The organism is Actinomadura sp. NPDC047616, assembly GCF_040642915.1.
GTDB classification, from domain to species: Bacteria; Actinomycetota; Actinomycetes; order Streptosporangiales; family Streptosporangiaceae; genus Spirillospora; species Spirillospora miaoliensis.
The window spans coordinates 333,073-347,900 of sequence record NZ_JBEYTB010000003.1; the positions used below are offsets into that span (position 1 = coordinate 333,073).

Sequence of the window (14,828 nt, forward strand, 5' to 3'; positions counted from 1 at the left end):
TCCGGGCACGGCGGCGGCCGCGCCCGGAGCGCCGCCGGGGCCGGGCGGGGCATGACGGGCGCCGGTCCCGGGCATACGCTGGGGAAATACGGGGGGCTTTGCCATGGTCGAGGGATTCGAGCACCGGGCGGGCGACGGCGCGTCCCGCTATCTGCCGGTGGCCGAGCACGGGCTGATCGGCGACCTGCAGAGCGTGGCGCTGGTGGGCACGGACGGCACGATCGACTGGTACTGCTGCCCGTCGTTCGACTCGCCCAGCGTGTTCGCCTCGATCCTGGACGCGGACCGGGGCGGCTCGTTCGAGCTGGCCACCACGACGCGGGCGACGACCAAGCAGTTCTACTTCCCCGACACCAACGTGCTGATCACCCGGTTCTTCACCGACGACGGGGTGGGCGAGGTCCAGGACTTCATGCCCGTCGCCGGCTCGGGAGAGTGCGAGCGGCACCGGCTGATCCGGCGGGTGGTGTGCGTGCGCGGGTCGGTGCCGTTCCGGACGCGGGTGGCGCCCCGGTTCGGGTACGGGGCCGAGCCCCACGTCCTGCGCCTGCACGACGGCATGGCGATCTTCGAGTCGGCGTCGCTGACGCTCGCGCTGACCTCCACCGTCCCGTTCGAGCACGACGACCGGGACGCCTGGGCGGACTTCAAGCTCGCCGAGGGCGACGCCGAGGTGTTCGCCCTCGACCGGATCAGCGACTGCGTCCTGCCGCGCGGATGCCCGCACGCCGAGGCCGACCGGGAGTTCAACGCCACCGTGAAGTTCTGGCGGCGCTGGCTGTCGTCGTCGCGCTACCGGGGCCGGTGGCGGGAGATGGTGCACCGCTCGGCCCTGACGCTCAAGCTGCTCACCTACGCCCCGACCGGGGCGATCGTGGCCGCGCCGACCACCAGCCTGCCCGAGCGGATCGGCGGCGAGCGCAACTGGGACTACCGGTACGTGTGGGTGCGCGACGCCGCGTTCTGCGTCTACGCGCTGCTGCGCCTGGGCTTCACCGACGAGGCCGAGGCGTTCATGGACTTCCTGATCAAATACGTGAGCCTGCGCGGCGACGGCGCCGACGGCCCGCTGCAGATCATGTACGGCATCGACGGGCGCACCGACCTGCCCGAACGCGTGCTCGACCACCTGGAGGGCCACCGCGGCTCGGCGCCGGTGCGGGTCGGCAACGACGCCGTCGGCCAGCTCCAGCTCGACATCTACGGTGCGCTGATCGACTCGATCTACCTGTACGACAAGTGGGGGCAGCCGATCTCCAGCGACCACTGGGACCAGGTGTGCACGCTGGTCGACTGGGTGTGCGACCACTGGGACCAGCCCGACGAGGGCATCTGGGAGACCCGCGGCGGACGCCGCGACTTCCTGTACTCGCGGCTGATGTGCTGGGTGGCGATCGAACGCGCCATCCGCCTGGCCAACCACCGCGGCCTGCCCGCCGACCTGCGCCGCTGGCGGCAGGCCCGCGACACCATCTACCGGCGGATCATGGACCGCGGCTGGTCGGCCGAGCGGCGCGCGTTCGTCCAGTACGAGGGCGGCGGCGTCCTGGACGCGGCGCTGCTGATGATGCCGCTGGGCAAGTTCGTCTCCCCCACCGACCCCAAGTGGCTGTCCACCCTTGACGCGCTCACCGCCGACCTGGTGTCGGACTCGCTGGTCTACCGCTACGACCCGCAGGCCAGCCCGGACGGCCTGCGCGGCGAGGAGGGCACCTTCTCCATCTGCTCGTTCTGGTACGTCGAGGCCATGGTCCGCGCCGGCCGCGTCGACGAGGCCCGCCTGGCCTTCGAGAAGATGCTCACCTACGCCAACCACCTGGGCCTGTACGCCGAGGAGATCAGCCGCACCGGTGAACAGCAGGGCAACTTCCCCCAGGCCTTCACCCACCTGGCCCTCATCAGCGCCGCCTTCAACCTCGACCGCGCCCTCGGCTGACCCGCCCGGGCCGTCGTGGCGCGGACGGTCAGCCGAGGTAGGCGGTGCGGACCCTGGGGTTCCTGCGGATGTCGTCGGGCGGGCCGTCGGCGATGACCTCGCCGAGGTCGAGGACGACGACGCGGTCGCAGGTGGTCATGACGAAGCCGACGTCGTGTTCGACGAGCAGGACGGTGGCGTCCAGGGATGCGATGACCTCGGCGAACAGGGCGGACTGGTCGGCGTCCAGGCCGGAGGTGGGCTCGTCCAGCAGCAGCACGGCGGGGTCGTCGACGATGGCGCGGGCCAGCTCCACCATGCGGCGGCGGCCGATGGGCAGGTCGGCGGCGTGGGCGTCGCGCAGGTCGGCGATGCCGCAGCGGTCCAGGGCGGCCAGGGCGCGGTCGCGGCGGGCGGCCTCCAGGCGGCGGCGGGCGCGCCCGCCCACCAGGTCGGCGGCCAGGCCGCCTCCGCCGCCGTGCCATTCGAGGGCGGCCAGGACGTTGTCCAGCACGGTCAGGCGGCCGAAGACCTGCGGGCGCTGGAAGGTGCGGCGCAGGCCGAGGCGGGCGCGGTGCACGGCGCCGGTGGACGTCACGTCGACGCCGCGCAGCCGGATGCTGCCGGCGGTCGGGCGACGCAGGCCGGTGACCACGTCGAACAGGGTCGTCTTGCCGGCGCCGTTGGGGCCGATGACGCCGCAGACGCCGCCTTCGGGCACGGCCAGGCTCACGCCGGTCAGCGCGTGGACTCCGCCGAACCGGACGCTGACGTCGTCGATCTCGATCACTGGTCGGCCTCCGTGGCGGGCATCAGCGGGCCCTCGTCCAGGCCCAGGTAGGCGGCGGCGAGCCGGTCGTCGTCGACCTCGGCGCGCGGGCCCGTCCACACGACGCGGCCCAGGCGCATGAACGCGACGGTGTCGGCCAGCGCCAGCACCTCCCCGGCCTTCTCCTCCACGATCAGCAGCGCCACGCCGTTGTCGCGCAGCTCCCCGAACATCTGGAAGATCTGCTCGACCACCAGCGGCGCCAGGCCGAGGGACGGCTCGTCGGCGATCAGCACGCGGGGCGGCCGGATCAGCGCGGGCGCCAGGGCGAGGATCTGCTGCTCGCCGCCGGACAGGGCCCCGGCGGGGACGTCCCGGCGGGCCGCGAGCTGCGGGAGCCGGTCGTGGACCTCGGCGCGGTCGGCGGCGTCCGGCAGCCACAGGGTGAGGTTCTCCTCGACGGTGAGGGACGGGAACACGCCTCTGCCCTCGGGGGCGAGGTAGACGCCCGCGCGGGAGCGGCGGTGCGCGGGCCAGGCGGTGATGTCCTCGCCATCGAGCAGGACGCGTCCGGAGGTGGGCGCCATCCCGCCCGCCACGGCGCAGAGGGTCGACTTGCCCGCGCCGTTGGCGCCGAGCAGGGCCACCACCTGGCCTGACGGCACGGCCAGGTCGACGCCCCGCAGGACCGTCGCGTCGCCGTAGCCCGCGACGATCCCTTCGAGGCGGAGGGCGGCGGGGCCGGGGGCGGGATCGGCGGCGGACCCGGACGGCTGCGCGGAGGGCGCGTCGGCGGGCGGCGGTGTGCGTCTGCGGCGGCGGTAGCGGCGTTCGGCCAACTGGGCCAGGACGCCGTCGGGGTGCTTGGCCAGGATCATGCCGCCGAGCCCGAACAGGATCATTCCGACGTACTGCGAGTCGGTGACGTTGTCCAGGACCTCGGGGAACAGCGCCATGACCAGCCCGCCGAGCACGGCGCCGCCGATGCGCCGCACGCCCTGCAGCACCACGACGGCCAGCCACACGAAGCCGGTCAGCGCGGGCAGGTCGGTGGCGGTGATCTGGCCGTTGAACGTGGCGTACAGCACGCCGCCCAGCCCCGCGGCGCCGGACGCCAGCGCGAACAGCGTGATCTTGGCGCGGGTGGCGGAGATGCCGACGGACAGCGCGGCGGTCGGCGCCGACCGCACGGCCAGGATGGCGCGGCCGGACGCCGAGCGTTCCAGGTTGCGCACCAGCAGGGCGACGACGCCGATGAGCAGGAGCAGCACGACGACGCGGGTGCGGGGGTCGTTGGTGTCGGTGATCCCGAAGGAGACGGCGGGCAGCTTCCAGCCGACGGTGCCGTTGCTGAACGCGTCGATCTGGAAGAGCACCTGGTCGGCGAGCAACGCCAGCGCGAGGGTGGCGAGGGCGAGGACGCGGCCGCCCAGGCGCAGGGCGGGCAGGGCGACGAGCACGCCCGCCGCGACGGCGGCCAGGACGCCGAGCAGCACGGCGGCGGGGAACGGCAGCCCCTTGCCGAAGGCCAGTCCCGCCGCCAGGGCGGCCAGCGCCGCGAACGACGCCTGCGCCAGGTTGACCATGCCGCCGATGCCGGTGACCACGACGAACGAGCAGAAGATCAACGCCAGTACGAGGCCCTGCGCGACGAGCCCCACCCAGTAGTCGTCGCCGATCGTGAACGTCCACAGCAGCAGCGCCGCGACCGACGCGCTCCACGGCAGGACGCGGCGCCAGCGCGGCAGGTCGGCCAGGTAGTCGGGCGGCGGGGCGTCCTCGGCGATGGAGCCGGCGAGGCGTTCGCGCGAACGCCCCAGCACCAGCAGTCCGGCGAACAGCAGGAGCGCGGGGACCGCCGTCCTGAAACCGGTGACCTTCTCGGCGAAGTCGGCGTAGCCGGCGACGAGGTTCTGCACCACGCCCAGCCCGAGGCCCGCGGCGAACGTGACGGGGATGGACTGGAGCCGCCCGAACACCGCGGCGGTGGCCGAGGCGAACAGCAGCACCGTGAACGCGTTGGAGTCCAGGCCGAGCGTGGGCACCGCGAGCACCCCGGCGAGCCCGGCCAGCGTCGAGCTCAGCATCCACGCCTGGGCGGAGGCGGCGTCGGCGTCCACACCGCGCAGCGTGGCCAGGCGGCGCCGGTCGACGGTGGCGCGCATCCGCAGGCCGAGCGGCGTGTGCCGCATGACCGCCCACAGCGCGGCGGCGGCCAGCACCGCCAGCACGAACGTGGTGAGCTGGTCGGAGTCGACGGTCAGCCCGCCGAACGGGTGCCAGGTCTGCACCGGACGCGGGCCGAGACCGCGCGCGGCGGCGCCCTCGGTGACCCGGGGCAGGTCGGCGCCGAACGTGCCGACCAGCACGTCCACCGTCCACAGGCCCAGGGCGGGCAGCGCGATCGTCAGGCCGATGGTGGCGACGATCTGCGCGGTCTCCCCCGCCGACGCCAGGCCGCGGAACATCAGCCGGTGCAGCGCGTACCCCAGCAGGGGCGCCGCGACCAGCACCGTCGCCGGCCCGGCCGCCCACACCGGCCAGCCGAGCCCGGCGGTCAGCTCGAAGAACAGCAGCGCCGCCAGGAAACCGACGGCCCCGTGCGCGAAGTTGAACACGCCGGTGGCCGAGTAGGACAGGGTCAGCCCGGACGCCATCAGCGCGAACACCGCGCCGGTCACCAGGCCGCTCAGGACGTAGCCGACGAGTTCGCTCACCCGTCACCTCCGGGTGCTTGGCGGGGACGGGTCACAGCGTGGTGTTGGTGAAGCAGCGCAGGTTCTGGGCGACGACGAACTTTCCGTCCCGCAACCTGACCAGCGCGCCGCAGCCGTTGGGCTCGGTCTTGCCGGACGGGAACCGCACCCGCCCGAAGCCCCTGTTGTCGTAGGAGAAGTTCTCGGCGGCCTTGAAGAACGACTCGCGGGTGAGGTCCCTGCCCGCCTTCTCCAGCATCTTCAGGAACACGTCCGCGGTCCAGTAGCCGGTGGCGACGTGCTGGTCGAGCACGGCGTCGGCGCCGCCGGCCTTCAGCACGTCCGCCTTCATCCGCGCGACCTCGGGCGCGCCGGACTCGTAGGGCTCGAACTGCGGCGCCGCGTACACGCCGTCCAGGGCGCGGGTGGTCTGCGGGTCGCGCAGCACGTGCGGGTCGTAGGACGTGGCGTCGGTGATCAGGCCCTTGTAGCCGGCCTTCTTCAGCGCCGCGTACAGCCCGGAGTTGAACTTGCCGCCCGCCATCACCGACACCACCACGTCGGGCGCCTTCCCGCCGGCGCTCTTCATGATCTTGTTGACGTAGGGCGACCAGTCCTGCGGCGGGGACTGGGCGGGCAGCGCGGCCGACGATCCGGCCAGCGCGAACCCGGCGGCGGTGAACGACCTGGAAATGGTCTGCACGCCGTACTTGCTGGCGGAGGAGTCGGTGGCCTGCACCCACACCGACCTGCCCCGGGCGCCGCCGAGCTGCGCGGCGATCTGGTTGCCCCACCAGGTCTGGGTGCCGTGGCCGGGACTGGGCGCCAGGCAGCCGTTGAAGCCGAACGCGCTGCGCTTGCCGCACCAGAACGGCCCGGTCGCCCAGCCCAGCCACGGCACGCGCTGCCGTTCCAGGAACTCGGCGCCGCCGAACTGCGGGGCGCTGACCGGCACCAGCGCGAACACCTTCTCCTTCTGGACGAGCTTCCGGGCGGCCGCGGCGCCCTTGTCGGGCGTCATGCCGTCGTCCTCGACGCCGATGAACTCGATCTTGCGGCCGTGCACGCCGCCCTCGGCGTTGGCGCGGGCGAAGCGGGCCTTGGCGCCCAGCTCGGCGCCGCCGGTGGAGTAGCCGGTGGCGCTGGTGACGGTGAGCACGCCGCCGACCTTCACCGCGTCGTCGGTGACCCCGGCCGCGCCGCCGGACCCGCCCGGGGACGCCTCGTTGCTCGTCGCGCAGCCGGTCAGAAGGGTCAGCATGGTGAGCGCGGCGGCGGGGACGGCCGCGGACGGGGAGCGGAGCGTGGGAGTGGTCTTCATCGCGCGCCTCCGGGCACGGGTCGGCGTGGACGAGCCGTGGCAGCCGCACCCCGCCGTCCGGGATGTGATCCCCCGTGCGGCCCCCGACGAGGCAAAACTACCTAGCGCTCGCTTGGGCGTGAGCGTAAGTTGGCCGGTCGGAACGTGTCAACGGCGAGTTCCCGAAGCCGGCCGCCGGAACGGACGTGCCCGGACACTCGACCAAGCAAGTGCTTGGTGTTAGCGTGCTGCGCGGAGGTGAGCGACGTGGCGAGCACGGTGATGCGCGCGGCGCTGCTGCGGGGGTTCGGCACCCCGCTGCAGGTGGCCGAGGTCGAGGTCCAGGCCCCCGGAGCGGGCGAGGTGCGGGTCGCGGTGGCCGCGTCCGGCGTCTGCGGCTCCGACCTGAAGGCCCTGGACGGCAAGAGCCCGGTCGTGTCGCATCTGCCGTGCGTGCTCGGCCATGAGAGCGCGGGCGTGGTGGAGGAGGTCGGACCCGGCGTCACCGCGGTCCGGCCCGGCGACCACGTGATCGTCGCGATGAACGGGCCGTGCGGGCGCTGCCGCGACTGCGCCCGCGGCCGGGCGCACCTGTGCTCGGGTCCCGCCCGGCTGGCCGCGATCATGGGCACGATGCCGGACGGGAGCACCCGGCTGTCGGCGGACGGCCGCGCCGTGCGGCCCTACATCGGCATCGGCGCGTTCGCCGAGAAGGTCGTGGTCGCCGAGGCGATGTGCGTCAAGGTCGCCGAGGACGCGCCGCTCGACCTGCTCGCGCTGACCGCCTGCGGCGTGGTCACCGGCGTGGGCGCGGTGCTCAACACCGCGCGGGTCGAGCCCGGCGCCAGCGTGCTGGTGGTGGGCTGCGGCGGCGTCGGGCTGAACGTGGTCCAGGGCGCCGTGCTGGCCGGGGCCACCACGATCATCGCCGCGGACGTGGTGGACGCCAAGCTCAAGCTGGCCGAGGAGTTCGGCGCCACGCACACGCTGCCCGCCGGCGACCTGCCGCGCCGGGTCGGCGAGATCGTCCGCGGCGGCGTCGACTACGCCTTCGACGTCACCGGCGTGCCGCGGGTGCTGACCGAGGCGTTCGCCGCGACCCGGCGCGGCGGCACCACCGTCATGGTCGGCAGCCCCGCCGCCGACGCCGACCTGCGCCTTCCCGCCGGGCAGCTGTTCGCATCGCGGCGGCTGATGGGCACCCAGGGCGGCGACGCCGTGCCCGCCCGCGACCTGCCCCTGCTGGTCGACCTGTACCGGCGCGGCCGCCTCAACCTCGCGGGCCTGGTCAGCGAGCGCGTTCCGCTGGAGGAGATCAACGAAGCGGTCGCACACGTACGGTCGGGAGCCGTGGCCCGCTCCGTCATCGTCTTCGGCTGACGCATGCGGTGACGGTGGGCTCGTATAGATTCCTCCTGACCTCCCGCAGGCGAGAGGAACGACGTGAACGACCAGCCGCCGCCGCACCACTCCCCCTATGGGCAGGCGCCCGGAGCGCCCCCGCCCCCCGGATACACGCCTCCCCCCGGGTACGGCTCTGGCCCCGGGGCCGGAAACCCCTACGGCGGGGGACCCCAGCCGCCGTGGGGGTACGGGCCGCCCGGAGTCCCCCCGAACCCGCAGGGTCCGGTCAGGTCGGACGACACCACCTGGGCGCTGATGTGCTACGTGCTCACGATCGCGGTGGGCTTCCTCGCGCCGCTGGTGCTGTATTTCGTCAAGAAGAACGAGTCGCCGTTCGTGCGGCACCATGCCGCGCAGTCGCTCAACATGCAGATCACCTACCTGCTGCACGTCATCATCGCGCTGGTGGTCGGCGGGGTGCTCGCGCTGGTGTTCCAGCATCCGGCGCCGCTGGTCATCGTCTTCGTGCCGGTGCTGCTGTTCCACATGGTCGCGCAGTGGGTGCTGCTGATCCTGGGCGCCGTCCGCGCCAACCAGGGGGTCGCCAACCGCTTCCCGACGTGGCTGTGCTTCCGGATGGTGCGCTAGCACCGCGCGGAGCGTCAGCGGTCCAGGTAGGTGGCGGCGTAGTCGTCCAGGACGGCCAGCACGGCGTCACGGCCGCCGGCGGGGACGCGCAGCACCACCTCGTCGATCCCCAGCGAGGCGTAGTAGTCGAGCTTGCGCGCGGTCGGCAGCGTCCCGAACGGGACGACCCGCGCCATCGCGCGCCCGGCGGCCTCGCACGCCTCGCGCAGGGCGGGCAGTGCCTCGCGCACGCCCGCCCCGCCGATCGGCATCCATCCGTCGCCGTACTCGGCGACGTGCGCGAACAGCGTGGGGCCGGGCGCCCCGCCCAGCAGCACCGGCACGCGGCCGGCGGGCTTGGGCCATGACCAGCAGGGCTCGAACGACACGAACTCGCCCTTGAAGGACGCCTCGTCCCGCGTCCACAGCTCGCGCATGGCCAGCATGTGCTCGCGCACGACGGCCCGGCGGCGCGTCCAGGGCACGCCGTGGTCCTCGGCCTCCTCGGCGTTCCAGCCGTAGCCGACGCCGAGCACGACGCGTCCGCCCGAGATCCGGTCCAGCGTGGCGACGGCCTTCGCGGTCACGATCGGGTCGCGCTGGGCGGGCAGGCACACCCCGGTGCCGAGGACGATCCGCTCGGTGACCGCCGCGGCGGCGGCCAGCGCGACGAACGGGTCGGGCGTGCGGGCGTACTCCTCGGGCAGCGCGTCGTCCCCGGTCGGCGGGGGCGTGCGCCGCGAGACCGGGATGTGCGTGTGCTCGGGCAGGTAGAGCGACGCGAAACCGCACTCCTCGGCCGCGCGGGCCAGCTCGTGCGGCGCCACCGTCAGGTCGGTGGCGAACATCGTGATCCCCAGCCGCATCCGCGCGCTCCCCTCCTGAACCGGATTCTGCCCGATCTCCCCGGCCCACGTTACACAGCCTAACCAAGCGATTGCTCGGGTATCGGCGATTGATGTAGCGTGCGCTTGTTCGGGGAAGTTCGACGGGACCGCCGTCCGGACGGATCGATCGGAGGGGCCATGCCTTTCGCGGAGCTCGGCGAGGTCCGCCTGTTCTACACCGACGACGGACCGTCCGCCGCGAACGGCGTCCCCCTGCTGCTGGTGCACGGCTTCGGCGCCGACTCCCACGACTGGGTGCCGCACCTGCCGCACCTGGCCGCCGAGCACCGCGTCATCGCCCCCGACCTGCGCGGCCACGGCTACTCCTCGGCGCCCGACTCCGGGTACCGGCCGCGCGACCTGGCCGCCGACCTGGTGCGCCTGCTGGACCACCTGGACGTGCCGCGCGTCACCGCGTTCGGGCACTCCATGGGCGCCCTGGTGGTCAGCGCGCTCGCCGTCGAGCACCCCGGCCGGGTGCGCGCCCTGGTCTGCGTCGACCCCGGATACGGGCAGCCGCCGGAGATCGCCGCCGCGTTCCCCGCGATGATCGAGGGGCTGCGCACCGACCCGTACGGCACCGCGCTGGCCAACGACGCCTGGTGCTACACCCCCGCCTCGCCGCCGTGGCTGCGCGAGTGGCACCGGCGCAAGATCCTCGGTACGTCGCCGCGCGCCCTGGCCGAGGCGTTCGCCGGGATGTACATCGGCGACGGCCAGTTCGGCGTGCGTCCCGCCGCCGACGCCTACCTGGCCCGCCGCGCCTGCCCGGTGCTGTCGTGCTGGTCGCACGCCCAGGCCGGGTCCGCCGACTGGGAACGCGGCCTGTTCAAGCATCCCGCCTCCCGCGCCCTGGCCTGGCCGGGCGGCGGGCACCGGCTGCACGCCGAGCGGCCGGCGGAGTTCCTGCACGTCGCCACCGCCTGGCTCGCCGAACTCGACAGGCTCGACACGCTCGACAAGGAGATGCCCGCGTGAAGTTTGCGATCATGATGAACCCCCAGATCCCCGGATCCGGGTACGCCGCCGAGGAGAACGCCAAGGCCCGGCGGCCGATCGGCCGCGACGTCGAGTCGTACCAGAAGCTGCTGGACGAGGTGCGCGACATCGCCGTGCACGCCGACCAGATCGGGTTCGACGCGCTGATGATGACCGAGCACCACTTCCATTCCGAAGGGTTCGAGTTCTCGGTCAACCCGCTGATGTTCCTCACCGACCTGGCCGCCCGCACCGAACGGATCCTGCTGGCCCCGCTCGGGCTCGTCCTGCCCGCCTGGGACCCGATCCGCGCGGCCGAGGACGTGGCGCTGCTGGACCACTTCTCCAAGGGCCGGCTGCGCCTGGGCGTGGCGCGCGGCTACCAGAACCGGTGGATGAACGTGCTCGGCCAGCGCTGGCACACCGCCGCGGCCCGCTCGGACGGCTCGGCGTCCGACACCCGCAACTTCGACGTCTTCGGCGAGATCCTGAAGATCATGAAGCTGGCGTGGACGCAGGACTCGTTGCGCTACAAGAGCGACGTGCTGGACTACGAGATCCCGGCCCCGTTCAGCGGCATCGAGGGCTGGCCCGCCGCCGAGTGGACCCGCGCGTTCGGCGCCCCCGGCGAGATCGACGACGACGGCGTGATCCGGTCGGTGTCGGTGTGCCCGCGCCCGTACCAGAACCCGCACCCGGAGCTGTGGCAGCCGTTCACCATCTCCGACCGGTCGGTCATCCGCTGCGCGCAGGAGGACATCCTGCCGTGGATGTTCACCCCCAACCCCGACGAGCACGCCAAGAAGGCCAGGCTCTACCAGGAGGAGTGCGCCAAGGCCGGACGGAACTACAGGCTCGGCGAGCACACCGGCATCCTGAAGGTCGTCGGCATGGCCGACACCAAGGAGGAGGCCGTCGAGATCTACGGCAAGGGCATGCAGAAGGATTTCGCCGCGTTCTTCGGCCCCTTCGGCTACCTGGAGGTGCTGCGCAAGAAGGAGGACGACCGGCACCAGCCCATCTCGCCGGAGAAGGGCGACTTCAACCGCATGAGCGAGGTGGAGCTGGCGCTGCTGGGCACCCCGGACGACGTCAAGCGCGGCATCCAGCGCATGCTCGACCGCATGCCCGACCTGGAGTGGTTCGGGCTGTTCATGCAGGGCCAGCAGGGCGTGCTGCCGACCGACACGGTCAAGCGCAACCTCGAGATGTTCGCCACCAAGGTCATCCCCGAGTTCCAGGACTGACCGACTGACCGGCACCCGTAATGGAGCGCAGCGGAGTGTAGGGATGCCGGTCAGTCTCGGGGGGTTGAAGGCTCGGGGGGTTGAAGGGGGGTCGTCCCCCCAGGGTTACGCGGGCCCCGGTCCCTTCCGGGGCCCGGCGCGGGAGGCCGCCGTGGAAGGAGACGCGCATGGAGTTCTGGCTCGGGGCCGCGTTCGTCGACACCCACGAGTTCGTTCCGCTGGCCAAGGCGGCGGACCGGCTCGGATACGCCACGGTGGCGGTGTCGGACCACATCTTCTACACCGACTACCAGTCCGCCTACCCCTACAGCGACACCGGCGCGCCCCCGTACAAGCCCGACACGCACTGGCCGGACGTGTGGGTGACGATAGGCGCGATGGCCGCCGTCACCGAACGGGTCCGCTTCGCCACCAACGTCTACATCGCTCCCGCCCGCGACCTGTTCACCGTCGCCAAGGCGGTGTCCACGGCCGCCGTCCTGTCGGGCGACCGCACGATCCTCGGCCTGGGCGTCGGATGGTGCAAGGACGAGTTCCTGCAGACCGGGCAGGACTTCCACACGCGCGGCAGGCGCCTGGACGAGATGATCCCCGCCCTGCGGACGCTCTGGCGGGGCGGGACGGTCGAGCACCACGGCACCCACTACGACTTCGGGCCGCTGAGCATCGCGCCCGTCCCGGACCGACCCGTCCCCGTCTACATCGGCGGCGACAGCGACGCCGCCCTGCGCCGCGCCGCCCGCGTCGGCGACGGCTGGATCGGCAACCGCGTCTACACCGAGGACCAGCTCGCCGAGCTGCTCGCCCGCCTCACGCGGCACCTGTCCGAGCACGGCCGCACGCTCGACGACCTCAGGGTGATCGCGCCGATCGCCGCCATGCCCAGCGCCGACCTCTACCGCAGATGGGCCGACCGCGGCGTCACCGGCACCATGGCCGCGCCCTGGTGGCTGGCCACCCCGGACGAGAAGGCCCGCCACGGCCGCACCCTCGCGCTCAAGCTCGCCACCATGGAGCGCTTCGCCGAGGAGGTCATCGCCAAGATGTGATCAGTCCACCCGGGCGACCGCGCGCACCGGCGCACCGTCCCCGTCCAGCCGGATCGGGAACATCGACACCTCGACGCGCCGCCCCGCCGCCTGCGCCTCCAGCAGGACGTCGAGGCCGGTGAGGTTCTCCGCGATCACGGCCCCGGCGCCGCACAGCGCACGGTGCGCGTCCAGCGAGAACGTCTCGTCGCCCGGCGGCGGCGTGCGGTCGACGCTGAGCGCGTCGATGCCCACCGTGCGGACCCCGGCCGCCACGATCGCCTCGGCCGTCTCCACCGCCGGATACGGATGCGCCAGGTACTCCTCGGTCCCCCACCGCGCGGACCACCCGGTCGCGATGAGCAGCACCACGCCCGGCGCCAGGCCGTCCGGCAGCGCTTCGGGGCCGATCGCGGTACGGGGCGGCAGCCCGCGCGCGTCCATGACCACCGCCGGGCCGGTGAACCGGCCGAGCGGCACCTCGCCCAGGCGAGGCCACGCGTCGTCGACGTGGTACGGCGCGTCCACGTGCGTGCCGGACTGCGACCCCAGGTGCATCCGCTGCACGTTCACGCCGTCCCGCGCCACCGTCAGCGCCCGGCCGATCTCCACCTGGGGATCGCCCGGGTACACCGGCATCCCGGTCACGACGGGCACCGACAGGTCCACGAGCGTCGACATACGCCCATCCTTCCAGCCGCCCGACTCCCCGCACGGTGCCCGCACCGGATAGCGTGATCGCGTGTTGCCGCTCGTGACCGCCATCAGATACGTGACGCCCCTGCGAGAGGGCGGCTCGCTGCCCGGCGTCGTCGAGGCCGACGACCTCGGCACCTACGTCATGAAGTTCACCGGCGCCGGGCAGGGCCGCAAGGCCCTGGTCGCCGAGGTGATCGCCGGAGAGCTGGGCCGCCGCCTCGGCCTGCGCGTCCCCGACCAGGTGATCATCGATCTGGATCCGGTGATCGGACGGCACGAGCCCGACCCCGACGTGCAGGACCTGCTCAAGGCCAGCACCGGCTGGAACCTCGGCGTCGACTTCCTGCCCGGCTCGCTCGGCTTCGACCCGCTCGGCTGGACGCCCGACGCCGGGTTCGCCTCCCGGGTCCTGTGGTTCGACGCGTTCATCGGCAACGTGGACCGCAGCTGGCGCAACCCCAACATGCTGGTCTGGCACGGCGACGTGTGGCTGATCGACCACGGCGCCAGCCTGTACTTCCACCACGCCTGGGCCAACGCCTCCCGTGTGTTCTCCGGTCCGTACGACGTGGACGACCACGTCCTCACCCGCTACGCGACCGGCCTGGCGGACGCCGAGGCCGAGTTCGCGCCCCGTATCACCGAGCCCCTCCTGCGGGAGATCCTCGGCCTGGTGCCCGACCGCTGGCTGGACGGCGACCCCAACTTCGACGGCCCGGACGCCGCCCGCGACGCCTACGTCGAGCTGCTGCTCGCCCGCGCCGCCAACCCCCGCGACTGGCTGCCGCAGCTGGACGTCGCGCACCGCCGGCCCGACACCGGAACGCGCCGCGGCGAGAAGCGCCCGAGCTGGCTGGGCGGGGGTGGCTCCTGATGAGCACCGTCTTCGAGTACGCCACGCTGCGCGTCGTGCCCCGGGTCGAACGCGGCGAGGCCATGAACGTGGGCGTCGTCGTCTACTGCCGCGCCAAGGACTTCCTGGGCTGCCGGACGCACCTGGACGAACGCCGCCTGCTCGCCCTCGACCCGTCCCTCGACCTGGACGGCGTCCGCAAGGCCCTGCACGCTGTGGACGCCCTGTGCTGCGGCGGCGAACGCGCCGGCCAGGCCGCCGAGGAACCCCCGGGCGGCCGCTTCCGCTGGCTCACCGCCCCGCGCAGCACCATCGTCCAGCCGGGCCCCGTCCACGCCGGCCTCACCGACGACCCGGCCGCCGAACTGACCCGCCTCCTCGACCTGCTCGTCAAGTAACCGCGCAAAGCCGCCGCGTTGGCGCGATGCCGCATCCGCACAACCACCCGCCGTGCCGCATCCCCACCGCGAGCGCGCCACCTGCGG

General features: G+C 73.1%; 13 protein-coding genes. 8 read left to right on the forward strand and 5 right to left on the reverse strand.

Features of this window, described 5'->3' with window-relative positions; genetic code table 11:
- Positions 1-103 precede the first annotated feature (103 nt).
- Positions 104-1,936 carry a glycoside hydrolase family 15 protein gene (locus ABZ801_RS09140; RefSeq protein ID WP_360694833.1) on the forward strand — a complete coding sequence of 611 codons (1,833 nt, stop codon included), beginning with the start codon at positions 104-106 and terminating at the stop codon, positions 1,934-1,936.
- A 28-nt stretch (positions 1,937-1,964) separates the two neighbouring features.
- On the opposite strand, the gene ABZ801_RS09145 is transcribed toward ABZ801_RS09140, so the two are convergent.
- Genes ABZ801_RS09145 through ABZ801_RS09155 form a run of 3 tightly spaced genes read right to left on the reverse strand, consistent with a single transcriptional unit; the run spans position 1,965 to position 6,701 of the window.
- Positions 1,965-2,705: an ABC transporter ATP-binding protein gene (locus ABZ801_RS09145; RefSeq protein ID WP_360694836.1), complete on the reverse strand. Its 741-nt coding sequence runs from the start codon at positions 2,703-2,705 to the stop codon at positions 1,965-1,967.
- On the reverse strand, positions 2,702-5,401 hold the full coding sequence (locus tag ABZ801_RS09150) for an ATP-binding cassette domain-containing protein (protein WP_360694839.1): 2,700 nt from the start codon (positions 5,399-5,401) through the stop codon (positions 2,702-2,704). The genes ABZ801_RS09145 and ABZ801_RS09150 overlap by 4 nt, the downstream gene beginning before the upstream one ends.
- 31 nt (positions 5,402-5,432) lie before the next feature.
- Positions 5,433-6,701 carry an ABC transporter substrate-binding protein gene (locus tag ABZ801_RS09155; protein ID WP_360694843.1) on the reverse strand — a complete coding sequence of 423 codons (1,269 nt, stop codon included), beginning with the start codon at positions 6,699-6,701 and terminating at the stop codon, positions 5,433-5,435.
- Positions 6,702-6,962: 261 nt separating this feature from the next.
- On the opposite strand from ABZ801_RS09155, the gene ABZ801_RS09160 reads away from it, so the two are divergent.
- Together ABZ801_RS09160 and ABZ801_RS09165 are read left to right on the forward strand one after the other, a co-directional pair.
- Positions 6,963-8,060, forward strand: a complete 1,098-nt coding sequence (locus ABZ801_RS09160; protein WP_360695696.1) for an alcohol dehydrogenase catalytic domain-containing protein — start codon at positions 6,963-6,965, stop codon at positions 8,058-8,060.
- Between the two features lie 63 nt (positions 8,061-8,123).
- Positions 8,124-8,672, forward strand: coding sequence for a DUF4870 domain-containing protein (locus tag ABZ801_RS09165; protein WP_360694846.1), 549 nt, complete (start codon positions 8,124-8,126; stop codon positions 8,670-8,672).
- A 14-nt stretch (positions 8,673-8,686) separates the two neighbouring features.
- On the opposite strand, the gene ABZ801_RS09170 is transcribed toward ABZ801_RS09165, so the two are convergent.
- Positions 8,687-9,517 (reverse strand): LLM class F420-dependent oxidoreductase, encoded by an 831-nt coding sequence (locus tag ABZ801_RS09170; protein WP_360694849.1) that lies wholly within the window; start codon positions 9,515-9,517, stop codon positions 8,687-8,689.
- 159 nt (positions 9,518-9,676) lie between these two features.
- Here ABZ801_RS09170 and ABZ801_RS09175 point away from each other — a divergent pair, with 159 nt between their 5' ends.
- The 3 genes from ABZ801_RS09175 (at position 9,677) to ABZ801_RS09185 (ending at position 12,812) form a co-directional block, all read left to right on the forward strand.
- A complete protein-coding gene (locus ABZ801_RS09175) occupies positions 9,677-10,516 on the forward strand; it encodes an alpha/beta fold hydrolase (RefSeq protein WP_360694852.1) in 840 nt (279 codons plus the stop codon).
- Complete coding sequence (locus ABZ801_RS09180) at positions 10,513-11,763, forward strand: LLM class flavin-dependent oxidoreductase (RefSeq protein ID WP_360694855.1); 1,251 nt, start codon at positions 10,513-10,515, stop codon at positions 11,761-11,763. The genes ABZ801_RS09175 and ABZ801_RS09180 overlap by 4 nt, the downstream gene beginning before the upstream one ends.
- A 167-nt stretch (positions 11,764-11,930) precedes the next feature.
- The gene (locus ABZ801_RS09185) at positions 11,931-12,812 is read left to right on the forward strand and encodes a TIGR03619 family F420-dependent LLM class oxidoreductase (RefSeq protein ID WP_360694858.1); all 882 of its coding nucleotides are present in this window, start codon (positions 11,931-11,933) and stop codon (positions 12,810-12,812) included.
- Here the strand turns inward: ABZ801_RS09185 and ABZ801_RS09190 are convergent, their stop codons facing one another.
- Positions 12,813-13,472, reverse strand: a complete 660-nt coding sequence (locus tag ABZ801_RS09190; RefSeq protein ID WP_360694861.1) for a cyclase family protein — start codon at positions 13,470-13,472, stop codon at positions 12,813-12,815.
- A gap of 61 nt (positions 13,473-13,533) precedes the next feature.
- Here ABZ801_RS09190 and ABZ801_RS09195 point away from each other — a divergent pair, with 61 nt between their 5' ends.
- Positions 13,534-14,364, forward strand: a complete 831-nt coding sequence (locus tag ABZ801_RS09195) for a HipA family kinase (RefSeq protein ID WP_360694864.1) — start codon at positions 13,534-13,536, stop codon at positions 14,362-14,364.
- Positions 14,364-14,741: a DUF3037 domain-containing protein gene (locus ABZ801_RS09200; RefSeq protein WP_344948229.1), complete on the forward strand. Its 378-nt coding sequence runs from the start codon at positions 14,364-14,366 to the stop codon at positions 14,739-14,741. The genes ABZ801_RS09195 and ABZ801_RS09200 overlap by 1 nt, the downstream gene beginning before the upstream one ends.
- The last annotated feature ends 87 nt before the right edge of the window (positions 14,742-14,828 follow it).